This window comes from Streptomyces javensis (assembly GCF_039525925.1).
Classification (GTDB): Bacteria; Actinomycetota; Actinomycetes; order Streptomycetales; family Streptomycetaceae; genus Streptomyces; species Streptomyces asiaticus.
Genome location: NZ_BAAAIF010000045.1, coordinates 59724 through 79699, shown reverse-complemented (window position 1 = coordinate 79699; position 19976 = coordinate 59724). Strand labels below are relative to the sequence as shown.

Genomic DNA, 19976 nt, shown 5'->3' with positions numbered 1-19976 from the left:
CGCCGGGGCCACCGCCGGGGTCTGCGAGCCCGCCGGGGCCCCCGAGCCCGCCGGGGCCCCCGAGCCCGCCGCGGCGCCACGGCGGTCGGCCCGGCGCGTGTGGTGGGCCGGGCTCGCGGCCGCGCTGCTGTGCGCCGGGGTCGTCAGCTTCTACGCCTCCGCCAGCCCCGACGGGCTGGAGAAGGTCGCCCATGACAAGGGCATCGACCAGAAGGAGGAGGACCACGCCGCCAAGGACTCCCCGCTCGCCGACTACGGCGTCAAGGACATCACCGACGCCCGGCTCTCGGGCGGGCTCGCCGGGGTGATCGGGGTCGGGGCCACGCTCGCCGTCGGCTCCGGGGTCTTCGTCGTCATACGGCGGCGCAGGGCGACGGCCGAGAGCGAGCGGGGCTGACCGTGGGCGCGGGACACGCGCACAAGCTCTACCGGGAGGGCCGGTCGCCCGTCCACACCCTCCCTCCGCACTGCAAGATCGCCGCCGTCTTCTGCTTCGTCCTCGTCGTCGTCTCCACGCCCCGCGAGGCCGTCTGGGCGTTCGGGGCGTACGCCGTGCTGCTGGCCGGAGTGGCGGCGGCGGCCCGGATCCCGGCCGGGTACGTACTGCGGCGGTTGCTGATCGAGATCCCGTTCGTGGCCTTCGCCGTGCTGATGCCGTTCATCGCGGAGGGCCCGCGGGTGGAGGCGCTGGGGATGTCGCTCAGCGAGTCCGGGCTGTGGAGCGCCTGGAACATCCTCGCCAAGGGCACCCTCGGCGTCGCCGCCTCCGTCCTCCTGGCGTCCACGACCGAACTGCGCGCCCTGCTGTTGGGGTTGCAGCGGCTGCGGATGCCCTCGCTGCTGGTGCAGATCGCCTCGTTCATGATCCGCTACGGCGACGTCATCTCCGACGAGATGCGCCGGATGCGGATCGCCCGCCAGTCGCGCGGCTTCGAGGCGCGCGGGGTGCGGCACTGGGGCGTGCTCGCCTCCTCGGCCGGGGCGCTGTTCATCCGCTCCTACGAACGGGGCGAACGCGTCCACCTGGCGATGGTCAGCCGGGGCTATACGGGCACCATGCCGGTGATCGACGATGTGACGGCGTCCCGTACCCAGTGGGTGTACGCCGCCGCCCTCCCGCTGACCGCGCTGGCGGTCTGCCTGACCGGATGGATGCTGCCATGACCGACCACGCCACCACCCCGCCGTCCCTCCAGGTGTCCGGTCTGGCCTACGCCTACCCCGACGGCCACCAAGCCCTCTTCGGCGTCGATCTGACCGTGGCCCGCGGCGAGCGGGTGGCGCTCCTGGGGCCCAACGGCGCGGGCAAGACCACGCTCGTGCTGCACCTCAACGGCATCCTTACGGCGGGCGCCGGGACGGTCACGGTCGCGGGGCTGCCGGTGGCGAAGGCGCATCTGGCCGAGATCCGCCGCCGGGTGGGCATCGTCTTCCAGGACCCGGACGACCAGCTGTTCATGCCGACCGTGCGCGAGGACGTGGCCTTCGGCCCGGCCGCGGCGGGGCTGCGCGGCGCGGAGCTGGAGGAGCGGGTGCGCCACGCGCTGGAGCGGGTCGGGATGGCGGAGTTCGCCGACCGGCCTCCGCACCACCTCTCCTTCGGGCAGCGGCGGCGGGTGGCCGTGGCGACCGTACTGGCCATGGAGCCGGAGATCCTGGTCCTGGACGAGCCCTCGTCCAACCTCGACCCGGCCTCGCGCCGCGAACTCGCCGACATCCTGCGGTCCCTGGAGGTGACCGTGCTGATGGTCACCCACGATCTGCCGTACGCGCTGGAGCTGTGCCCGCGCTCGGTGGTGCTCAGCGGCGGGGTGATCGCGGCGGACGGCGGAACGCAGGAGCTGCTGTGCGACGAGGAGCTGATGCGCGAACACCGGCTGGAGCTCCCCTTCGGCTTCGACCCGCGCTCGGTGACGGTGCCGGTGAGGTGAGGATGCCGGTGTTTCCGGTGGGTCGTGGCGCCTGCGGCGGGCTGTTCCCCACCCCGCCCCTCCCCGAAACCGGGGCTCCGCCCCAGACCCCGGACCGGGGCTCCGCCCCGCACCCCGGACGGGGGCTTCGCCCAGGCCCCGGACGGGGGCTTCGCCTTGCACCCCGGACGGGGGTTTCGCCCCAGGCCCCGAGACCGGGGGCTTCGCCCCACACCCCGGACGGGGGCTTCGCCCAGGCCCCGGACGGGGGCTTCGCCTCGCACCCCGGACGGGGGTTTCGCCCCAGGCCCCGAGACCGGGGGCTTCGCCCCACACCCCGGACGGGGGCTTCGCCCCACACCCCGGACGGGAACTCCGCCCAGACCCCGGACGGGGGCTTCGCCCCAGGCTCCGAAACCGGGGCTCCGTCCAGGCCCCGGACCGGGGCTTCGCTCCAGGCCCCAGGCGGGGGCTTCGCCCAGGCTCCGAACGGGGGCTCCGCCCAGCCCCCGGACGGGGGCTTCGCTCCAGGCCCCGGACGGGGGCTTCGCCCAGTCCCCGGACGGGAACTCCGCCCCACACCCCGGACGGGGGCTTCGCCCCACACCCCGGACCGGGGCTTCGCCCAGGCCCCGAAACCGGGGCTCCGTCCCGCACCTCGGGGTCCAGGGGCCAAGCCCCGCCACGCGGCTCCGCCGTGTGGTCCGCCGGACGCCTCGTAGGCAGGGTGACCAGCGCCGGTGAGGCGACGTTCCGGTGGGGTGACCGGTCATCCGGTGCCGCCGGACATGGACATCGGTGCCTGTGCCGCTCGGCACGGGCGCCCGGCCTTGATCCGCTCCACCGCCGCCAGCAGATCCGCCTGCCCCACCCGCGGCCGCCCGGTCCGCAGCACCTCCGCCGCCGCGTCGATCACCGCACGGCGGATATCGCGCCCGGTCACCTCGTCGACCCCGGCCAGCCCCTCCGGCGAGACGTCCTCCGCGAGGGGCAGCGCCTCGGGCAGATGGCGCCGCCAGATCCCGGCCCGCGCGGCCGCGTCCGGCGCAGGGAAGCGCACATGCCACACCCGACTGTCGAACGCCGAGTCATAGCTGGTCACCAGGTTGGTGGCCAGGACGACCAGCCCTTCATGGCTGTCCAGGGCGGTCAGCATCTCGCTGCGCATGGCGTTCACCGCATGCTCCGAGCCATGGGTGGTGGTCTCGAACCGCGCGGACATCAGCGCGTCCGCCTCGTCCAGGAAGAGCACCGCGCCCTGCTCGCGCGCCGCGTGAAAGAGCGCCGCCAGATTCTTCGGGCCCTCCCCGTGGTACTTGCTCTCCAACTGCGAGGCACGGGCCGCGATCAGCGAACGCCCCAGCCGGTGGGCGAGGGCGTGGGCGGCCAGGGTCTTGCCGGTGCCGGGCGCGCCCTCCAGATTGATCGCCGAGCCGGGGTGCGGCTGGATCTCGCGCAGCCCCCACTCGTCGAACAGCACCCGGCGCTGCTCCACGGTGTGCACGGCGCGCAGCAGTTGGTCCAGCGTCCGGTCCGGGAGCACCAAGCGGTCGAAGGCGTACAGCGGTGGTGTCGCGGTGAACCGCCGCGCCCGCTCCGCGATCGACGGCTCGTCCGGCCCCGTTTCCGCTTCCGTCTCCGTCGTCGCGCCCACTCGCGGCTCCGAATCCGCCGTAGCGCACGCTCGCGGCTCCGTCTCCGCCGCCGACTCCGGTGGCTGGTTGGTGACGGTGACGGTCAGCGGCCGCGGTCCGCCGCGGCCGCTGAACTCCTTCGCGGCCTCGATCAGCCGGGTCCGCAGCAGCGCCGCCTCGACATCGTCGGTGCCGCCGGGAATCCCGGTGACGGCGAAGGCGGTACGCGAACCCCTTCCCAGGTTCCTCAACTGGATCTCCCCCCTCGAACGCCGGCCGCGCCCCGGGCCTCGGACCCGAGCCCTCAGCCCCGGTCCTCGGATCCGGACCTCAGCCCCAGACCGCGACCCGGTGGTGCGTATGAGCGCTGCGCACCCGCTGCTCGGCCTGTTTCCCCTCGATCCGGCGGCTTTCGACGAACTGCTCCCGCGAGGTGTCGAAAAGCCCCTGGATATAGCTGACATTGCCGTTGCGGATGGACTCGGAGACGGTGACCGCCCGTAGATCGGGATCGGTGTGCAGCCGTTCGCTCCGGGACCGGAACCAGTCCGCCAGGAGCTCGATGGTCACGCAGACGACATGGACCACCGCGACCGCGCCGATCCCGCCGAGCGCGAGGAGGACCATGCCCAGCAGGCTCAGCATGACGGCCCCGCCTCTCCGAAGATGATGAGGTCCTTGTCCCCGAAGGCCGCGCAGAGCTCCTCGTCCAGGCGCCGGGCCCGGCAGACCCAGACCGGGCCGGACGCCTCGGTGTCGCCCAGCGGGACGCCCTCCTGGTCCAGGAAGAAGGTCTGCACGAGGAACACCGGCCCCTGGCGCCGCCGCAGTACGGCGCCGGCGGCCGCTTCCGGTGCCCGTGGGCGGTTGCGGACCAGGAAGGAGACCACATCGCGGTAGCGGAGGACGCCGCGCGGCGATACCCGCCGGGCGCCCCGCCCCCGCCCGCGCTCCCGGTCGCTCCGGGCCCCGGGGGACCGGCACTCGAGCCGGGCGTCCGTCCCGCGGAGCGGCGCGTCGAAGGTGCCGAGGAGACGGTCGTTGGTGGCCGTCTCACGAGAGCCGCGCTGGTCAGGCATGGGCTTCCCCCGTCTTCCGAATCCGTCGTCCGAACCGGTCGTCCGAAGAGGCGGGCCCCCGGCTCCCCCGGCGAGGGCCCGATACCGATCCTGCGCGCCTCGCGTGTCGCTTTTCGTCCCCCGGGACGGTGGGAAATCCCGGAGATCGCTGTCGGCGCCCGTGACGACAGAAACCGACATCCGCGCGGGCCCTCATCGCGCGGCCCCTCATCGCGCGGCCCTCACTGCTCGGCCCCTCATCGCCCGGCCCCTCATCGCCCGGCCCCTCACCGCTCGGTCCCGCCCCGGCGCGGCGGATGCGCCCCCATTTCGGTCAGCCGGCGCAGCAGCAGATCCGGTTTGGTGTGCCGGGAGCACACGTACATCGCGAACATCATGCGGATGTCGGCCGGTTTGGAGTTGATCCCGCAGGCGGTCATGGCCCGGTCTATCTGCGTACGGACCGTGGAGACCTTCACATCGAGGTGCGCGGCCGTCTCCTCGTACGAGTACCCGTCCGCGTACCACTCCAGCGCCCGGACCTGGCCCTCGCTCAGCCCGGCGGCCCAGGGCGAGAACACCACGGGCTCATGGGCGGGCGGCTGCTCGGCCGACGAGGCCATGTAGAGCGCGTCCAGCAGGGTCAGCTGGCCGAGCCCGGCCCGGGCGCACTGCATCCGGAAGTCCCGCAGATCCTCCCCGTAGCGCTTCTCGCTGATGCCCAGCTCCTCCAGGATCCAGGCCACCCGGCCGCCACGGGCCGTGCGCCCCAGCAGATCGGCGAAGTACGGCGGCACGCTGAGCCCGCATTCGCGCACCGCCGTCTCCAGGGCGGAGGCCAGATGCGGTTTGAGCCAGTGCGGATGGTTGCGGGCGTCCCACACGGCATTGGCCAGGACCGCCGCGCCGACCGTCTTGCCGAAGACCGCCTTCGCCCCGCACACCCAGGGGGCCACCCGCTGGCGCCACTGCTCGGCCGCCGTGCACACCACCACGTCCGAGCGGCGCACCAGATCGGCGAACTGCTCGGCGGTGCCGACCCCCATCATGTCCGCCACGCACACGTCGTACTCCGCGCCGCTCACCTCGAGCTGCTCCACGGAGTCCACCTCGCTGACCACGGTCAGCCGTGGATCGGCGTTCAGCGCGGCCACCAGGCCGCGTCTGGTCATCTCATGGTCCTCGACCACCGCCACCTGGAGTGGCTGCTTCGGTCCGTACTCGGCCGACTCGTCTCTCATCCGACGCCCCCTTGACTCGGCTCGGTCGTATAACCCGTCTCGGTGTTGTGGTCCCGCTGGATCGGCAGGGTGAGCGTCACCTGTGTGAACCCGGCGACCGACCGCACCCGCAGCGCCCCGCCCCGCTCGCGCAGCAGGCTCTCGTGCAGCGCCAGCGACCGCATGGCGCCGACCCCGCGCGCCAGCACCTCGGGCGGGAAGCCCACGCCCTCGTCGGTGACCACCAGCTCCACCAGCTCGCCGCCGTCGGCGTCCTCGACGAGGTCCACATGCAGCACCGCGTCATGCACCCCGGCGCTGCGCGGCACATTGATCAACAGGGCGCGCAGCGCGGGCTCCAGCAGCTCCACCTGGGACGGCAGCACCCGGGCCGCGGCGCCGACCACCCGCTCGGTGACGATCGGCTCCACGGTGAGGGTGTCGTTGGTGGCCAGGGCCACCTGCCGGTGGACCATGCCGATCAGCGGCACCGACTCGCTGAACCGCCCGGTGCCGATGAAGGTGGCCAGCCGCTCCCGCGCCACCACCGCCGATCTGCGCAGCGAGTCGATCTGCTCGGGGTCCGAGGCGTCGATCCGCTGGAAGGCGTTGAGGGTGTGGCCGAGGTGGTTGTGGAGCTCGATGGCGAGCAGCTTGCGCTGCTCCTGCTCATGCAGCTGAAGGCTCATATCGCCCAGGTCGGCGGCGAGCTGGAGCAGGAACGCGGCGCCGCGGCGGATGAGATACGCCAGCGCTCCGTAGCCGGTGAGCCCGATGAGCACATCGGAGCGGGCCAGCGCCGCCGGGCCGCCGTCGCCCAGGGCGACGACCGCGGCGTAGGAGGCGGCGATGGCGCAGGTACCGATGATCAGTACGCGCCGCGGCCGGCCGAGCGCCGAGCCGATGCCCGCGGCCGAGATCTGCTCGGTGGTCAGCACCAGCAGCGGGGCCATGTCCTGCGATCGGTGCGCGCCCATGACCAGCGCACACGCCCACAGGAAAGCCACGGCCGAGCACAGCTCCACACCGGCCGCCACACCGTCGTACGTGGTCGGCGGCGGATCCCGCGGATCGGGCCGGACGCCCGCGCGCTCCCGCTCGGTGTCGTCCGCGAGCATCCGCCGGTGGTTGCGGACTATGCGCGCGACGAACCACAGGGATTCGGCCACCACCGCGATCAGCAGCAGCAACGCCCCGCCGGGGTGCGGCAGATGGCCCGCGATCCCGGGCACCGTCACCGCCAGCTGGATGCCGTGCATCAGCCGGAAGATCAGCAGGATGCGCAGCATCTGCCATTCCATGTCCCGGCGGGCCAGTCGGTGCCGGACGGCCGGCACTTCGGCGACCTGGTGATATCCGTCGGTGGGGCGCGGCGCCCGCCCTCGCCCCCGCTGTCGTTCCTCGCGTGTCCACGCCCACGCCCACGCCCATGAACGCGGCCGCAGCCGCCCCCGTAACCGAGCCACGTGCCCCCCGATTTTCCCCCGGATTCCAGTGTGCGGTGGCCGGGGGCGGCGCAATAGGGACCCTTGGCCCTGGCGGACCCGCGTGTGCGAGTACGGGAGGGCGCTCGGAGGCATACCGGGGGCGCGCGGCGCCTGCTCTTCCGCGCCGCGCCACCGCACCAGCGGCGGGCCGTTCCGCTACGCCTCCCGCGCCGCCAGGCTGGTCCGCACCGCGCGCACGAGCGCCTGCGCACGCGGATCGGCGGTGACACCGCGCCGCATACCGTTGGTGACGTAGGCAAAGCCGATGCGCGCCTCCGGGTCGGCGAAGGCGAGGGACCCGCCGCGCCCCGGATGGCCGAAGGAGCCCGGCCCCAGCAGCGGGCAGGCCGGACCGTGCAGCATGTAGCCGAGGCCGAAGCGGGTGCCGACGACCAGGACCCGGTCCGGGCCCGCGGACTCCTCGGTGCGGGCCATCGTCAGCGTCGCCGGCGCGAACAGCCTGCCCCCCGAGCGCGCCGTACGGGCCGAGGGCAGCGGGCCGATCAGCGCCGCGTAGAAGCGCGCCAGCGCCTCGGCGGTCGCCACCCCGCCCGAGGCGGGCAACTCGGCGGCCAGATACGCGGGGTCGTTCTCGTCCGGCAGCGGGGTGATCGCGGCGAACGCCCGCCGGGTCAGCGACTCGGGATCCCGGTACGCCTCGGCGACCGACCGCTTGGGACGCAGCCGCGGCCCCTGGGCGGCGGGCGCGGCGAGCGCCTCCACCGCCGCGATCCGGCCCACCCGGCCCCGCTGCTCCTCGGGCAGCCCGAGCCACAGGTCGAGCCCCAGCGGCCGGGCGATCTCCTCGGCGATCCAGCGCCCGATGGTCCGCCCGGTGACCCTGCGCACCAGCTCGCCCAGCAGCCAGCTGTACGTCTGGGCGTGGTAGCCGTGCGCCGTACCGGGTTCCCATACGGGCTGCTGGGCGGCGACGGCCCGCGGGCCTGATATGCCGTCGATGGCCTCGGCGGGGGTCAGCGGGGTGTCCAGCACGGGCACGCCGGTGCGGTGCGCGAGCAGATGCCGCACCAGCACCCGCTCCTTGCCGGCCGCCTTGAACTCCGGCCAGTAGGTGCTGACCCGTCCGTCCAGGTCCAGTTGGCCGCGCTGGTGCAGCAGCAGGGGCACCGCGGCGGCCACGCCCTTGGTGACCGACCGGACGACCTGGGCGGTGTCCTGGGCCCAGGGCTCGCCGCCGTCGGTGGTCTTCGTACCGCCCCACAGATCGACGACCTTCTCGCCCTCCCGGTACAGGACCACGGCCGCGCCGCGCTCCCCGTGCCGGGCGAAGTTCGCCGCGAAGGCGTCCCGGACCGGTTCGAAACCGTCCGCCACCGTGCCCTGGACGTCCACCACTGTCCGACTCCCGCCATGCCGACCCGAGCGTGTGTGCTGAGTTTCTCTTATGGTGCAACGCCCCGCGCGGGAGGATCATGCCGGGGCCGGGCATGATCCCGGCGGACCCGCCGCGTTGGGGCGGTGGCGGTCCCGGAGCCGACGAGAAGGGACACACGGTGCGGAGATTCGAGGGCTACGCGGTCATGCTCACCGGCGCGGGGCGCGGGATAGGGGAGGTGACCGCCCGCCGGTTCGCCGACGAGGGCGCCCGGGTGCTGATCACCGACCAGGACGGCGAACGGGCCGCCAAGGCCGCCGCGTCCATACGGGCGAACGGCGGCGAGGCCGAGTCGCTGGGCTGCGACGTGGCCCTGCGGACGGACGCCGAGGCGGCCGTGGCGCACGCCGTAAGGAGCTTCGGAAGGCTGGACGTCCTGGTCAACAGCGCCCACTCGTGCCACGTCGACACCCCGCTCTTCGAGGACCAGGCGGACGACGAGTGGCAGCAGGACATCGATGTCACCCTCGGCGGCGCGTTCCGCTGCTCCCGGGCCGCGCTGCCGCATCTGGCCGCCGCGGAGGGCCGGGGCGCGATCGTCAACGTCGGCTCGGTCAACGGCCTCCAGGACTTCGGCAACCACGCCTACAGCGCCGCCAAGGCGGGCCTGGGCAGCCTCACCCGGACCCTGGCCGCCCACGCCGCCGCCCGGGGCGTCCGCGTCAATCTCGTGGCCCCCGGCACGATCCGCACCCCCGGCTGGGACGGCCAGGAGGACACTTTGCGCCGCGCCGCCGAGGTCTACCCCCTCGGCCGGGTCGGCGAACCCACCGACATCGCCGCCGCCATCACCTTCCTGGCCTCCTCCGACGCCGCCTGGATCACCGGGATCACCCTCCCCGTGGACGGCGGCATCACGACCACGAACGTGGCGGTGCGCAGGGCCTTCGGTCACTCGGAGACACCCAGCGAGACATAGTCGTAGCCGCCCTGCCAGAGGTCGCTCGTATAGACGTTGGTCAGCCGGGAGCCGCGCCAGAGCACGCTCTTCTGGAACAGGATGGGCAGATAGGCGGCGGAGTCGGAGATCCTCCGATTGATCTGTGCGTAGTCGCTCCCGGCCTTTGTCGCGTCCTGTTCGGCGATGGCCGTGTCGAAGAGGTGGTCGATCGTGGGATCGTCCAGCTCCGCGACATTGGTATTGGCGGTGCTCTGGATGAAACGGCTGTCGGCCAGCGGCTCCAGAAAGCTCTGACCGGTCGGGAAGTCGGGACCCCACCGGTAGATGACGATGCCGTATCCCTTCTTCTTCACCACCTCGGGCGCGCCCATCGTCACGCTGTATTGGCCGCCGTCGATCTGATCGATCTCGGCTTCGATACCGACCTTCCGCAGCGATGACCGGAGCGACTCGGCGACGGTCACATCGGCTGGGCGGTTGTTGCGTACCGCGATGGTGGTCTTGAAGCCGTTCGGCTTCCCGCACGCCTTCAGCTCCGCTTCCGCCTTGGTGGCGTTCGGCTTGCCACGCAGCTTGCGCGTCTCGTACGGGTCGTAGGAGGACTCGGAGCCGCCGATGGAGGGTGGGAGCATATGGGGCGCGATATCGCCGGAGAGCTCACCCCCGGAGGCGGTTTGCATGTTCTCCCTGTCCGCCGCGTAGAGGACCGCCTTACGGCAGTGGACGTTGTCCAGGGGTTTGACGGAGCGTGGGAGGGCCGCGAACAGGAGCAGCTGGGTGTACGGGTTGTCCAGCCGGGCACTGAGGTCGGAACTGCTCCTGGCCTTGGTGATGGCATCCGCGCTGAGCCCGGAGGATTGCAGGTCCAGGTCATAGTCGCCGTGGGACAGTGCCTGGGCCCTCGACTGCTCATTGTCGTTGACATCCAGCGTGATCCGGTTGGGAAGGGCGGTGCGGATCGGGTCGGACGACGCATTCCACTTGGTGTTGCGGACCAGTTCCAGTGACTTTCCCGGATGGTAGGTGCCGAATTTGTACGGCCCCGAGGAGAACGGCCTGTTCGTGTACTTGCCCTTGGTGTCCTTCTCCTTTTTCACCGGAGATCCGGACGGCGTCGCGAGCATGCGCTCGAAGTCGCCGTTGGGCTTGGGCAGGTTGAAGACGATGGTCCTGTCGTTCGGGGTCCTGATGGCCTTCAGGTCGCGCTTGTCCTTGTACGGCCCCTTGTAGCTGAGACCGGGGTCGAGTGCCTGCTGGAGGAAGATCGGGCCATTTGAGATCTCGTCCTGGGCCCAGATCCGCTCGATGCCGTACTTGATGTCATGGGACGTGATCGGGGAGCCGTCCTCCCAGGTGATCCCCTTGCGCAGGGTGTAGGTGTACGTCTTACCGCCGTTGGTCACCTTGGCCACGTTCTCGGCGAGGTCGGGGACCAGTTCGGCGCCGTCCTTACCGGGCTTGGGGGCGTAGGTGACCAGTTGGCGGGCGTAGTAGCGGGAGAAGTTCCAGATGTAGCCGTAATAGGTGCGCTGGGGGTCCCAATAGTCCGCGTCGTTCCGGCTGGTGAACTTCAGCGTTCCGCCCGATTTCGTCGAGGCGTTGACGACGGCGCCCTTGGCCGCGGCGTTGTACCCGGAGGTGGGGCCCGGCTTCGGTTTGCCTGACGACTTCGACTCCGACGGGTGCTGCCCGGAGTCGTCCTTGGATGAGTCCTTCATCCAGGACATCGCCAGGGGTACGCCCGCGGCCACCAGGGCGACGACGAGCGCTCCCGCCAGCCCGTAGGTGACGGCACGGCGGCGGCCCCGAGAGGCGGCGCCGCCGGGGGAGGGGAGCGGGGCGGGCGACGGCAGGGCCATCGGCGACCAGGTGGGCATCGGCGGCACGGCGGGCGGCGGGGCCGGCTCGTGGCCGTACGGCGGGGGCGGCGGCGTGGGCTCGTGGCCGTACGGTGTGGGCGGCGGCGTCGGCTCGTGGCCGTACGGTGTGGATGGCGGCGTGGGCTCGTGGTCGTACGGCGGGGGCGGCGGGCCGAAGCCGGGCGGTGCCCAGGCGGCGTTGCGCGCCAGGGCGAGCCCGCCCGCCGTATTGCGGTCGCGCTTCTGCGGCAGCGGCCGCCCCTTGGCCCGCAGCGCCGCGTATACCTGCGCGTAGACCGTGTCCAGGTCCAGTAACTCCGGCCCGCCCGGAACCCCTTCGCGCAGCAACCGCAGCAACTCACCCGTGAAGGCCGTATGGGTCTCACCGGGCGGGGCGAGCGCGAAGCTGGTGTCGGGGACGGAGGCCAGCAGATAGGTCCCCTCGATCTCCACCTGGTCGATGACCGCCTCGGCGCTCGCCGCGCTCATGAAGCCGAGCACACGTCCGCTGAAGCAGCAGTCGAGCAGCATCACCTGGCGCCCGGCCCGCCCGTCCAGCACGACGTCGCGCAGCGTGCCGTACGGCAGCCCGGTGTAGGAGCGGTGCTGCATGGACCCGGTCAGCCCCAGGAAGAGCTCGCCGCGGCGCGGTTCCACGAGGCCGTGTCCCGCGAAGTACACCAGCAGGGTGTCGGTGGCCTCCTCGGCCGCGGTCCGGACGGCCTCGAGGACCTCGACCGCGGTGCCGGGGTCCTCGATGACCGTGCAGTGCTCGGGCGCCAGCGCCCAGGAGCCCGGTGCGCACAGGGCCGCGGCCAGCGCGCTCAGGTTGTTGGCCACCGCCGGGATCTGCTCAAGGTGGGCATAGCGGCTGGTGCCGATGAGCACCGCGCGGCTGGCGGCCGGATCGGGCAGAACGGCCACGGCTATCGCCCTTCCCCGCCACCCTGACGGTGCGGTTCCGGTTCCCGTTCCGGTTCGGGTGCGGCCGGGCGCTCCAGCGCGTCGATCAGCCGCCGCAGCTCCTCGTCGCCACCGCCGTCGATGTCGACCGTAAGGTCACCACGGCGCACGGTGATCCGTCGGCCGTGCGGCCGCGTCTGCCGCCAGGTGGACAGCGCCAGCGCGAAGGAGGCCGCGCTCCAGGCGTTGTCGGTGACGAGTTGCAGGACATCGGTGAGCACGCCCATCTGGCCCGGCGACGGCTCGGCCTGGATCAGCTCCACCTGGGCGCCGCGACGCGTGCCCGGATCCCGTCTCAGCCAGTCGTGGAGCGAACGGAGCTCCGCCTCCCCACCGGTCACCGCTACATCGATCCGCACCAAGTCCCCCTTGTGACGACGGTCTCCCCGATTCTGTCGTACCCAGGTCCGCCCGCGCAGGACCGCCGCCCGGCACAGGACCAACGAAGGCCCAGACCCCGGGGTCCAGGGGCGAAGCCCTCCGCCGTGTGGTCCGGCGGACGCCCCGTACGCGGTCAACCCGCGTGCAGCATCAGCCCGATGCCCGCCACCATCAGCCCCGCCGCCGCGATCCTCGGACCGCCGAACCGCTCCTTGAAGAACAGTGCCCCGATCGCCGCGCCCACGATGATCGACGATTCGCGCAGCGCCGCGATCGGGGCGAGCTCGGCCCGGGTCTGGGCCCACAGCACCAGGCCGTAGGCGGCGACCGACAGCAGCCCGCCGAGCAGCCCGCGCGCCGCGACCGGCCGCAGCTGCCGAAGGAGCGCACCGCGCCGGATCGCCAGCGCGCAGACGGGGATGGCGAAGCCCTCCAGGATCATCAGCCAGGCGATGTAGGCGGGCGGGCTGCCGGAGGCGCGCACCCCCAGACCGTCCACGACGGTGTACGCGGCGATGGACAGACCGGTGGCGATGGCGGCCGTAAGGGCGAGCCACTGCGGCGCGCCCCCGCCGCTCCCTTCGCGTTCGGCGTGCCGCGCCCCCCTGATGCCCCACAGCGCCACGCCCACCAGCCCCGCCGAGGCCACCACGATGCCCGCCGTCTGCCACTGGTCCGGCCGCTCGCCGACGAAGACCGCGGCGGCCACGGTCACCACCAGCGGGGCGGTGCCGCGCGCGATGGGGTACATCTGGCCGAAGTCGCCCAGGTGGAACGAGCGCATGAGCAGCAGCTGGTAGACGACGTGGATGGCCGCGGAGGCCAGCAGATACGGCCAGGCGTCCGCCGCGGGCAGCGGGACGAACGGCAGCAGCGCCAGCCCGCACAGCGCCCCGCCCCCGCCCACCAGGGTGAAGGCGAGGAGCTGGTCCCGTATGCCGTGCGCGATCGCGTTCCAACTGGCGTGGGTGACGGCCGCTATGAGGACCGCGGCCGCGACCAGCGGGGTCACGCGGACCGCTCGCGCACATCCACCAGGGCGCCCTCGGCATGCGCGATCAGGGACTTGGGGTCGAGCGGGAAGACGGTGTGCGGATCGCCCGCCGCGGCCCATACGGTCGCGTGGTCCAGCAGCCGGCGGTCGGCGAGGACGCGGGTACGGGTGCGGTGGCCGAAGGGCGGCACCCCGCCGATGGCGTAGCCGGTGGTCTCGCGCACCAGCGCCGCGTCCGCCCGGCGGACGCTCCCGGCGCCCAGTTCATGCCGTACGAGCTCGACGTCGACCCGGGACGCCCCGTCCATCAGCACCACCACCGGCTGTCCGTCCGCCTCGAAGACCAGCGACTTGACGATCTGGCCCAGCTCACAGCCGATCGCCGCGGCGGCCTCGGCGGCGGTACGGGTGGCGTCGGGGAACCGGCGCACCTCGACGTCCAGGCCGAGCCGGCGCAGGGCGTCGGCGAAGCGCGGGTGGGCGGCGGAGTCAGCGCTGGAGGCAGGGGCGGAGTCAGGGGTGGAGTCAGGGGTGGAGTCGACCATGGGCCGACGCTATCGACGCCCCCGCGCCCGCCGCCACGGCATTTCCCGTCGGTGGCATCCGGGCCCCGCTGACGGTTGTCGTCCGGGCCCCGCCAACCGGCCGAACGCGAAGGAGCCGGGCGGGCGCTCGACGCGCCCGCCCGGCTCCTGGGCCGTATCCGCGAAGGCTCAGCCCGCGCGCAGCAGGGCCGCCACGATCGGGCCCGCCGTGTCGCCGCCGTGGCCGCCCTCGGGGACCACACCGGCGGCCGCGACATCGTCGCGGTACGCGCTGAACCAGCCGTTCGGCTTCTCCTGGTTGTCCACCTCGGCCGAACCGGTCTTGGCGCCGAAGTCACCGCTCATCCCGGCCATCGCCTCGGCGGCGGTGCCCGAGGTGGCCGTGAGCTTCATCAGCTTCTTCAGCTGGTCGTGGGTGCTGGACTTCATGGTCCTGCTCGCCTTGGCCAGCGTCCGGTCGTCCAGCGAAGGCGAGACCAGGTACGGCTGGTGGAAGGTGCCGGTGGTGGCGGTGGCCGCGACCGACGCCATGTTGAGCGGGTTCATCCGCACGCCGCCCTGGCCGATCAGCGAGGCGGCCTTGGAGGCGGCGGACTGCACCGGCACCGCGCCGTCGAAGGTGGGCACGCCGGTCTGCCAGTTGAGCCCGATGCCGAAGACGTCCCGGGCCTCCTTGCTCAGGTCGTCGTCCTTCAGCTTCCCCGCCTGGCTGATGAAGGCCGTGTTGCAGGAGCGGGCGAAGCTCTGCTCGAAGGTGCCGTTCTTGATCTCGAACTTCTTGTCGTTCTGGAACTTCCAGCCGCCGTAACTGAAGTACTTCGGGCACGGATGCGGCTTGCCGTACGCCGCCAGACCCTTGTCCATCAGCGTCGTCGAGGTGATGATCTTCATCGTCGAGCCGGGCGCGTAGGAGCCCTGGAAGGCGGTGTTGAAGCCGCTCGCGGGGGAGTTGGCCAGCGCGAGGATCTCACCGGTGCTGGGCTTGACCGCGACCACCGACGCCTTGGTGCGCTTGCTCACCTGCTGCTCGGCGGTGCGCTGGAGCGATGCGTCGATCGTGGTGCGGAGCGTGCCCGGGGTGCCCTTGGAGAGCACCTTGAGGGTCTTGTCGGGGGACTTGGAGCCCTTGGCGCGCTGGATCCAGGTCTCCACGCCCGCCTCGCCGCCCGCCTTCTTGCCGTACCGCTCGCGCAGCGCGGCCAGCACGGTCTTGAGGGTCGGGTGTTCGGAGGCGGTCAGCTCCTTGCCGTCGCGGTCCACCGCCTTGATCGGCGGTGCCTCGGACGCGCCGGTCTTGAGCGTGTCGCCCTCGACGAGGTCGGGGTGGACCACGGAGGGCTTCCAGGCGACGACCGGCTTGCCGGTCTTGGTGTCACGGGTCACGGTCAGCGAGGATTCATACGTCCAGGGGACGCTCTCACCGCCGGAGGAGAGCTGGGCGTTGACCGAGAACGGCACCTTGGCGCCGCTCGCCTGCCCCGCGTCCAGCGTCACCTTGGCCACCTTGGCCTTTGTGCGGTAGCCGCCCAGCGCCGTGGTGGCCGCGTCGCTGTCGTCCGTAAGGGCGGCGGCCTTCGCCGTCTCGCCCGCCGACCAGGCCGCCAGGAACGCGTGGGCGGTGGTCTTGACCTCGGCCGCGCTGGGCGGGCCGGTCTTCACCTTCTTCAGGGACGGCTTGTCGTCACCCGAGCCGGCGCTCGCACCGTCCTTCGGGCCGGCCGAATCGTCCTGGCCGCTGCCGCAACCGGCCACACCGACCATGGCGGCGAACACCGCACCGACGATCGCGGCTCTCGCGCCACTCCGCATTTCAGAACCCCCACACTGTGTTCTCGGTTCCCCCCATCAGTCGATGGGAGCCGCGGTGCCCGGCACTCTACCGGCACCACGTGAAGCCCCCGCGCCCTCACCGTAGGGGGCGCGGGGGCCGTGGCCGGATCCATGCGGTGGGCCCGTGGCCGAGCCGGGGTCAGATCCAGGTGTCGAGCCACATCCGGGCACGCCAGGCGTCCATGGGCATCGTCTGGCCCGTGTAGAGCGGGAAGAAGTAGATGAAGTTCCGATTCCCGGACGCTTGTCCAGTCTGACCAGGGACTTTCCCTCTGGCCAGGCTGTTCCTAGGAGCTCTGGGCCGTCTCTGGGCCGTCCAGCGGCCTACCGGAGGCCCGATAGAGGGTGTCGACTGCCCGGCGGGTACGACCCTCGCTGCTCGGCATCAGATGGGTGTAGACACGCAGCGTGAACCCGGGATCACTGTGCCCGAGGTACGTGCTCAGTGCCCGGATGCTCTCGCCCGCGTCCAGCAGAACGGACGCGTAGAAGTGCCTGAGCGCGTGCATGCCGTGTTCGCGCGCGGCCTGGTAGCGCTCGCCCTTCTCAGGCTCCGGGATGAAGCCAGCGGCGGCGAGAGCCGGTTTCCAGAGGTGATCATCGAAGTGGCTCGACCGCACGGCGCGGCCAGCCTGGCCGGTGAACAGCAACTCTTTCGTGACCATGGGTCCGTCCGGCGTGAGCCACGGAAGGGTCACCTTCACGGCGGGGAACCGCTCCAGGTGCTCCCGCAGAGCGGCGCCGACGACGGTGGGGAGCGGTACGTCACGGAGCTTGCCGCGCTTCGGGGGCGCGAAGACGAACTTGCCCCGCACTCGCTTGAGCTGCTGCCGAACGGCCAGCCAGCCGCCGTCAAAGTCCACGTTGTCGATGGGCAGACCGAATATCTCCCCCTGCCGCAGGCCGCACCCCCCGCCCACGTCGACCATCGCGCGGTACCGCTCGGGCAGAGCGGCCCGGACGGCAAAGACCTGCTCTGGCGTCCACGGGACCACCTTTGACGGGCTTCCCTGGGGCCCTCTGACCGACTTGACCAGGCAGGGGTTCCGAGGCATCAGGCCGTCGTCTACGGCCGCACTGAGGACGGCTGAGACAATTCCGAAGATGATCCGCCGGTAGGAAGCCGCCGGTACGGCGCTCTCCAACTCGCTCAGCCAGGTCCGGATGTGTCCGGGCTGGAACGACGCCAGGGGGCGCGTTCCGAGGTACGGGAAGGCATGCAGGCGCAGACGCCGTTCCGCTGAATCCTGGCTGTTGATGTCCGTGGTGTGTGTCGAAAGCCACTGTTCCCCGTACTGCTGGAACGTCATGCGTGCGGCGCGGGGGTCGATGTACTGGCCGCGCGACATGTCGGCGGCCGTCTTCGTGAGCCAGTCCTCCGCGAGGCGCTTTTGCTTATCCGGGAATGACTTGCTCTTCTCGGCGCCGTCGGGGCCGATGTAGCGGGCACGGTAGCGCATGCCGGTGCCGTGGCGGTCGGTCCTCACACGGCGGGGTTTGCCGTCGGGGCCGGGTTCGGTCTTGAACCAGCGGTCTTGGATGTGCCCTGACATTAGGCGTGATCCCTTCGCGGGCAGATCAGAGCAGGGGCAGGGCCATGTGGCCCCGCCCCTGCTGGTGTGGGAGGTCTTCGGTTGGCGCTGGTGTCAGGCGGCCTCTTCGGCGGCCATGCGTGCGTCCTGCCAGCGCTTGACGGCGGCGGGGTCGTAGCGAACGTGCTTGCCGACACGGAATCCGGGCGGCCCGATGCGCTTCTTGCGCCAGGCGTAGACGGTCTCTTTCGAGACTTCGAACATCTCGGCGATGTCGTCGGGGGTGAGGTAGCGATCCGGCAGTCCGGCCCGAAGGTTGGTGCGGGGGTCGGCCTGTGTGGCGGTGGTTGGACTCACCTGGCCCTCCTGATGGGGCTGTTGGGATGGGCGAGCAGGGCGGCGGGCTGTCCTTGGTCGGGGGCCGCTGCCCTGGGATTCGGTGACAGAACTGACAGAACCTGGGTGATAGTGCTCTGACCTGCTGGTTTGGTCCCGGAGGCGGCTGTGACAGAAATCGCGAAAACTCTGACAGAACCTCCTGGCGGGGGGTTCTGTCACAGCGAGGCGGATTGGTGTCTCGGGGTTCTGTCAGAGTTTCCGGAGGTTTTGTCACAGCCATCGATCCGGCTGTTTTCGCAGGTCAGCGGGCTTTGGTTGGGGTTCTGTCAGTTCTGTCGGTGGGTTGGGGGTTGTGTCAGGCGCTTCGGGTGAGGCGGGGGTGGGTGTCGTAGCGGGGGGAGGGTGGCCGGCCGCCGCGTCCGGAGCGTGGGGGCTGGGGCTGCTGGCGGATCCAGCCGTGTTCCTCCAGCAGCGCGAGGGCGGGGTCGAGGTCGGCGATGGCGGGGAAGTCGCCCCGGGGCAGACCCCGGAAGAGGTCGCGTTTGGTGAAGCCGGTCAGGCGGGCGTCCGTGAGGTGGGTGAGGACCTGGTGGGCCGCTTCCTGGGCCGGGTCGGCGCCCATGGAGTCGAAGACGTGCTGCGCGTGGACGGTGAAGTAGTCCCCGAGGCGGGTCGCGGCGGCCAGCGTCGCGGCCTCGATGGGCCGCGTCCAGCCGTGGTCGGGGTGGGTGGCCAGGTGGAGCAGTCCGGCGATGCGGGCCACGGCTCCATCCCGCTTGCTGGCCCACTTCACGATCCCGGCCAGGGAGCCGCCCTTGCCGATCCGGGACTCGGTGACCTTCTGGTAGGCGAGCATTACCTGGTCCGCCTCGGGGGTGAGGGTGAGGACGGCGGGGTCGGTCCATCCGGCCATCGCCAGCGCCAGGCCGCCGAGCCGTTGGGTGTAGGTGTCGGCCACGTGGTCGGGGATGAGGTCGGGGGTGAGGTTGCGGCGGCCGACGAGGGATTCGGGCTGGGCGTACAGGAAGCGGGCGAGCAGCCCGCGGCCGTCCGCTCCCTTGATCTGACCGATGGACTCCAGTACCTCGGGTTGCACGGCCAGGCCCATGGTGACGGCGGGGTGCTCGATGTGCTGGGCGTCGCGGCCCTGCCGGTTGACCCGCACCATGTCCCCGGCGTGGCCTTTTAGGAAGACCTCCATGTTGGGGGTGCCGCTGTAGCGTCCGGCGATGATGTCGAAGATGCCGCCCTCCGGGGAGAGGACGGAGATGCGGCCTTCCTGCTCGGCCAGGAGGGTGGCCAGGTTCTCCGGGGTGACGTCGTCGGCGACGAGCTGGGGCTTGCAGGGGACCTTGATGTCTTCGGCGGCCTGGGCGAGTTCGACGGCCTCGGCGGTGAGCTGGTCGCGCAGGCCCGGTTCGGCGTTCGCGGCTTTGGCGGCGGCCTTGTCGGCGGCGGCCTTGGCCAGGCGCGCGGTGGTCTCGGCCTCGGCGCGGGCCGGTCCGGAGAGCTCCACGAGCGTCTTCTCGGCCGCCATCAGGGGCTCGGTCATGAGGGCGAAGACGGCGGATTTGCGGTTGCCAGGGTCGAGGGCGACGGCGGTGTAGAGGTTGACCGGCTCGCGCCAGCGTCCCCGCACGCAGACTGTGGCCCGGCCGCCGGCCGCTGTGGCGATGACGGACAGGGCCAGGCATCCGGCCAGGTCGGCGGGGGTCTGGGTCTCCTCGGCGACGGCGGTGACCATGTCGGCCAGCCAGTCGGGCAGGGAGTCCACGGGGAAGGCCGGAAGCGCCCGGTGCGGGGCCAGGGGGACCGGTTCGTCCCACACGGGCCCTGTGACGGCTTCGGCCGCCTGTTCGTCGAAGCCCGCCCACAGATCGGTCTCGGGTGTGGTCATGCGGCGTTCTTCTCTTCCTTCGTGCTGACG

18 protein-coding genes are annotated in these 19976 nt (G+C 71.8%); 4 read left to right on the top strand and 14 right to left on the bottom strand.

Translation table 11 applies throughout. The features are described from left to right. The 3 genes from ABD329_RS31890 to ABD329_RS31880 all read left to right on the top strand — a co-directional run. The coding region (locus tag ABD329_RS31890) for a PDGLE domain-containing protein (RefSeq protein ID WP_344317265.1) at positions 1–397 on the top strand (397 nt) is incomplete at its 5' end. A 2-nt stretch (positions 398–399) separates the two neighbouring features. Next, positions 400–1164 (top strand): cobalt ECF transporter T component CbiQ, encoded by a 765-nt coding sequence (gene cbiQ / locus ABD329_RS31885; RefSeq protein ID WP_198277548.1) that lies wholly within the window; start codon positions 400–402, stop codon positions 1162–1164. Next, positions 1161–1931 (top strand): energy-coupling factor ABC transporter ATP-binding protein, encoded by a 771-nt coding sequence (locus ABD329_RS31880; RefSeq protein ID WP_198277549.1) that lies wholly within the window; start codon positions 1161–1163, stop codon positions 1929–1931. The genes cbiQ and ABD329_RS31880 overlap by 4 nt, the downstream gene beginning before the upstream one ends. Positions 1932–2679: 748 nt before the next feature. Here ABD329_RS31880 and ABD329_RS31875 read toward each other — a convergent pair. The 6 genes from ABD329_RS31875 to ABD329_RS31850 all read right to left on the bottom strand — a co-directional run bounded on the left by ABD329_RS31875 (position 2680) and on the right by ABD329_RS31850 (position 8665). Continuing rightward, positions 2680–3795: an ATP-binding protein gene (locus ABD329_RS31875; RefSeq protein WP_344317263.1), complete on the bottom strand. Its 1116-nt coding sequence runs from the start codon at positions 3793–3795 to the stop codon at positions 2680–2682. A gap of 79 nt (positions 3796–3874) precedes the next feature. Then, entirely contained in the window at positions 3875–4189 is a 315-nt protein-coding gene (locus tag ABD329_RS31870; RefSeq protein ID WP_344317262.1) for a hypothetical protein, read from the bottom strand. After that, the gene (locus ABD329_RS31865; RefSeq protein WP_344317261.1) at positions 4183–4623 is read right to left on the bottom strand and encodes a hypothetical protein; all 441 of its coding nucleotides are present in this window, start codon (positions 4621–4623) and stop codon (positions 4183–4185) included. The genes ABD329_RS31870 and ABD329_RS31865 overlap by 7 nt, the downstream gene beginning before the upstream one ends. A 266-nt stretch (positions 4624–4889) precedes the next feature. Continuing rightward, complete coding sequence (locus ABD329_RS31860; protein ID WP_344317260.1) at positions 4890–5843, bottom strand: sigma factor-like helix-turn-helix DNA-binding protein; 954 nt, start codon at positions 5841–5843, stop codon at positions 4890–4892. Next, complete coding sequence (locus ABD329_RS31855; RefSeq protein WP_344317258.1) at positions 5840–7111, bottom strand: sensor histidine kinase; 1272 nt, start codon at positions 7109–7111, stop codon at positions 5840–5842. Before ABD329_RS31855 ends, ABD329_RS31860 begins: the two co-directional genes overlap by 4 nt. A gap of 354 nt (positions 7112–7465) precedes the next feature. Beyond that, on the bottom strand, positions 7466–8665 hold the full coding sequence (locus ABD329_RS31850; RefSeq protein ID WP_344317257.1) for a serine hydrolase domain-containing protein: 1200 nt from the start codon (positions 8663–8665) through the stop codon (positions 7466–7468). A 158-nt stretch (positions 8666–8823) separates the two neighbouring features. On the opposite strand from ABD329_RS31850, the gene ABD329_RS31845 reads away from it, so the two are divergent. Next, a complete protein-coding gene (locus ABD329_RS31845) occupies positions 8824–9624 on the top strand; it encodes an SDR family NAD(P)-dependent oxidoreductase (RefSeq protein ID WP_344317256.1) in 801 nt (266 codons plus the stop codon). Here the strand turns inward: ABD329_RS31845 and ABD329_RS31840 are convergent. From ABD329_RS31840 to ABD329_RS31805, 8 genes are all read right to left on the bottom strand, one after another. Next, complete coding sequence (locus tag ABD329_RS31840; RefSeq protein ID WP_344317255.1) at positions 9597–12389, bottom strand: caspase, EACC1-associated type; 2793 nt, start codon at positions 12387–12389, stop codon at positions 9597–9599. The genes ABD329_RS31845 and ABD329_RS31840 overlap by 28 nt on opposite strands. Before the next feature lie 2 nt (positions 12390–12391). Further along, a complete protein-coding gene (locus ABD329_RS31835) occupies positions 12392–12787 on the bottom strand; it encodes an effector-associated constant component EACC1 (protein WP_198282295.1) in 396 nt (131 codons plus the stop codon). Positions 12788–12942: 155 nt separating this feature from the next. Continuing rightward, the gene (locus tag ABD329_RS31830; RefSeq protein ID WP_344317253.1) at positions 12943–13821 is read right to left on the bottom strand and encodes an EamA family transporter; all 879 of its coding nucleotides are present in this window, start codon (positions 13819–13821) and stop codon (positions 12943–12945) included. Beyond that, positions 13818–14348: a YbaK/EbsC family protein gene (locus ABD329_RS31825; RefSeq protein WP_198281370.1), complete on the bottom strand. Its 531-nt coding sequence runs from the start codon at positions 14346–14348 to the stop codon at positions 13818–13820. The genes ABD329_RS31830 and ABD329_RS31825 overlap by 4 nt, the downstream gene beginning before the upstream one ends. Before the next feature lie 168 nt (positions 14349–14516). Next, complete coding sequence (locus ABD329_RS31820; RefSeq protein WP_198281371.1) at positions 14517–16157, bottom strand: penicillin-binding transpeptidase domain-containing protein; 1641 nt, start codon at positions 16155–16157, stop codon at positions 14517–14519. 308 nt (positions 16158–16465) lie between these two features. Next, complete coding sequence (locus ABD329_RS31815; protein WP_198281372.1) at positions 16466–17731, bottom strand: tyrosine-type recombinase/integrase; 1266 nt, start codon at positions 17729–17731, stop codon at positions 16466–16468. Positions 17732–17824: 93 nt separating this feature from the next. Further along, positions 17825–18067, bottom strand: coding sequence for a helix-turn-helix domain-containing protein (locus ABD329_RS31810; RefSeq protein ID WP_198281373.1), 243 nt, complete (start codon positions 18065–18067; stop codon positions 17825–17827). 337 nt (positions 18068–18404) lie between these two features. Then, positions 18405–19946: a YfjI family protein gene (locus ABD329_RS31805; protein WP_344317251.1), complete on the bottom strand. Its 1542-nt coding sequence runs from the start codon at positions 19944–19946 to the stop codon at positions 18405–18407. Positions 19947–19976: the final 30 nt, after the last annotated feature.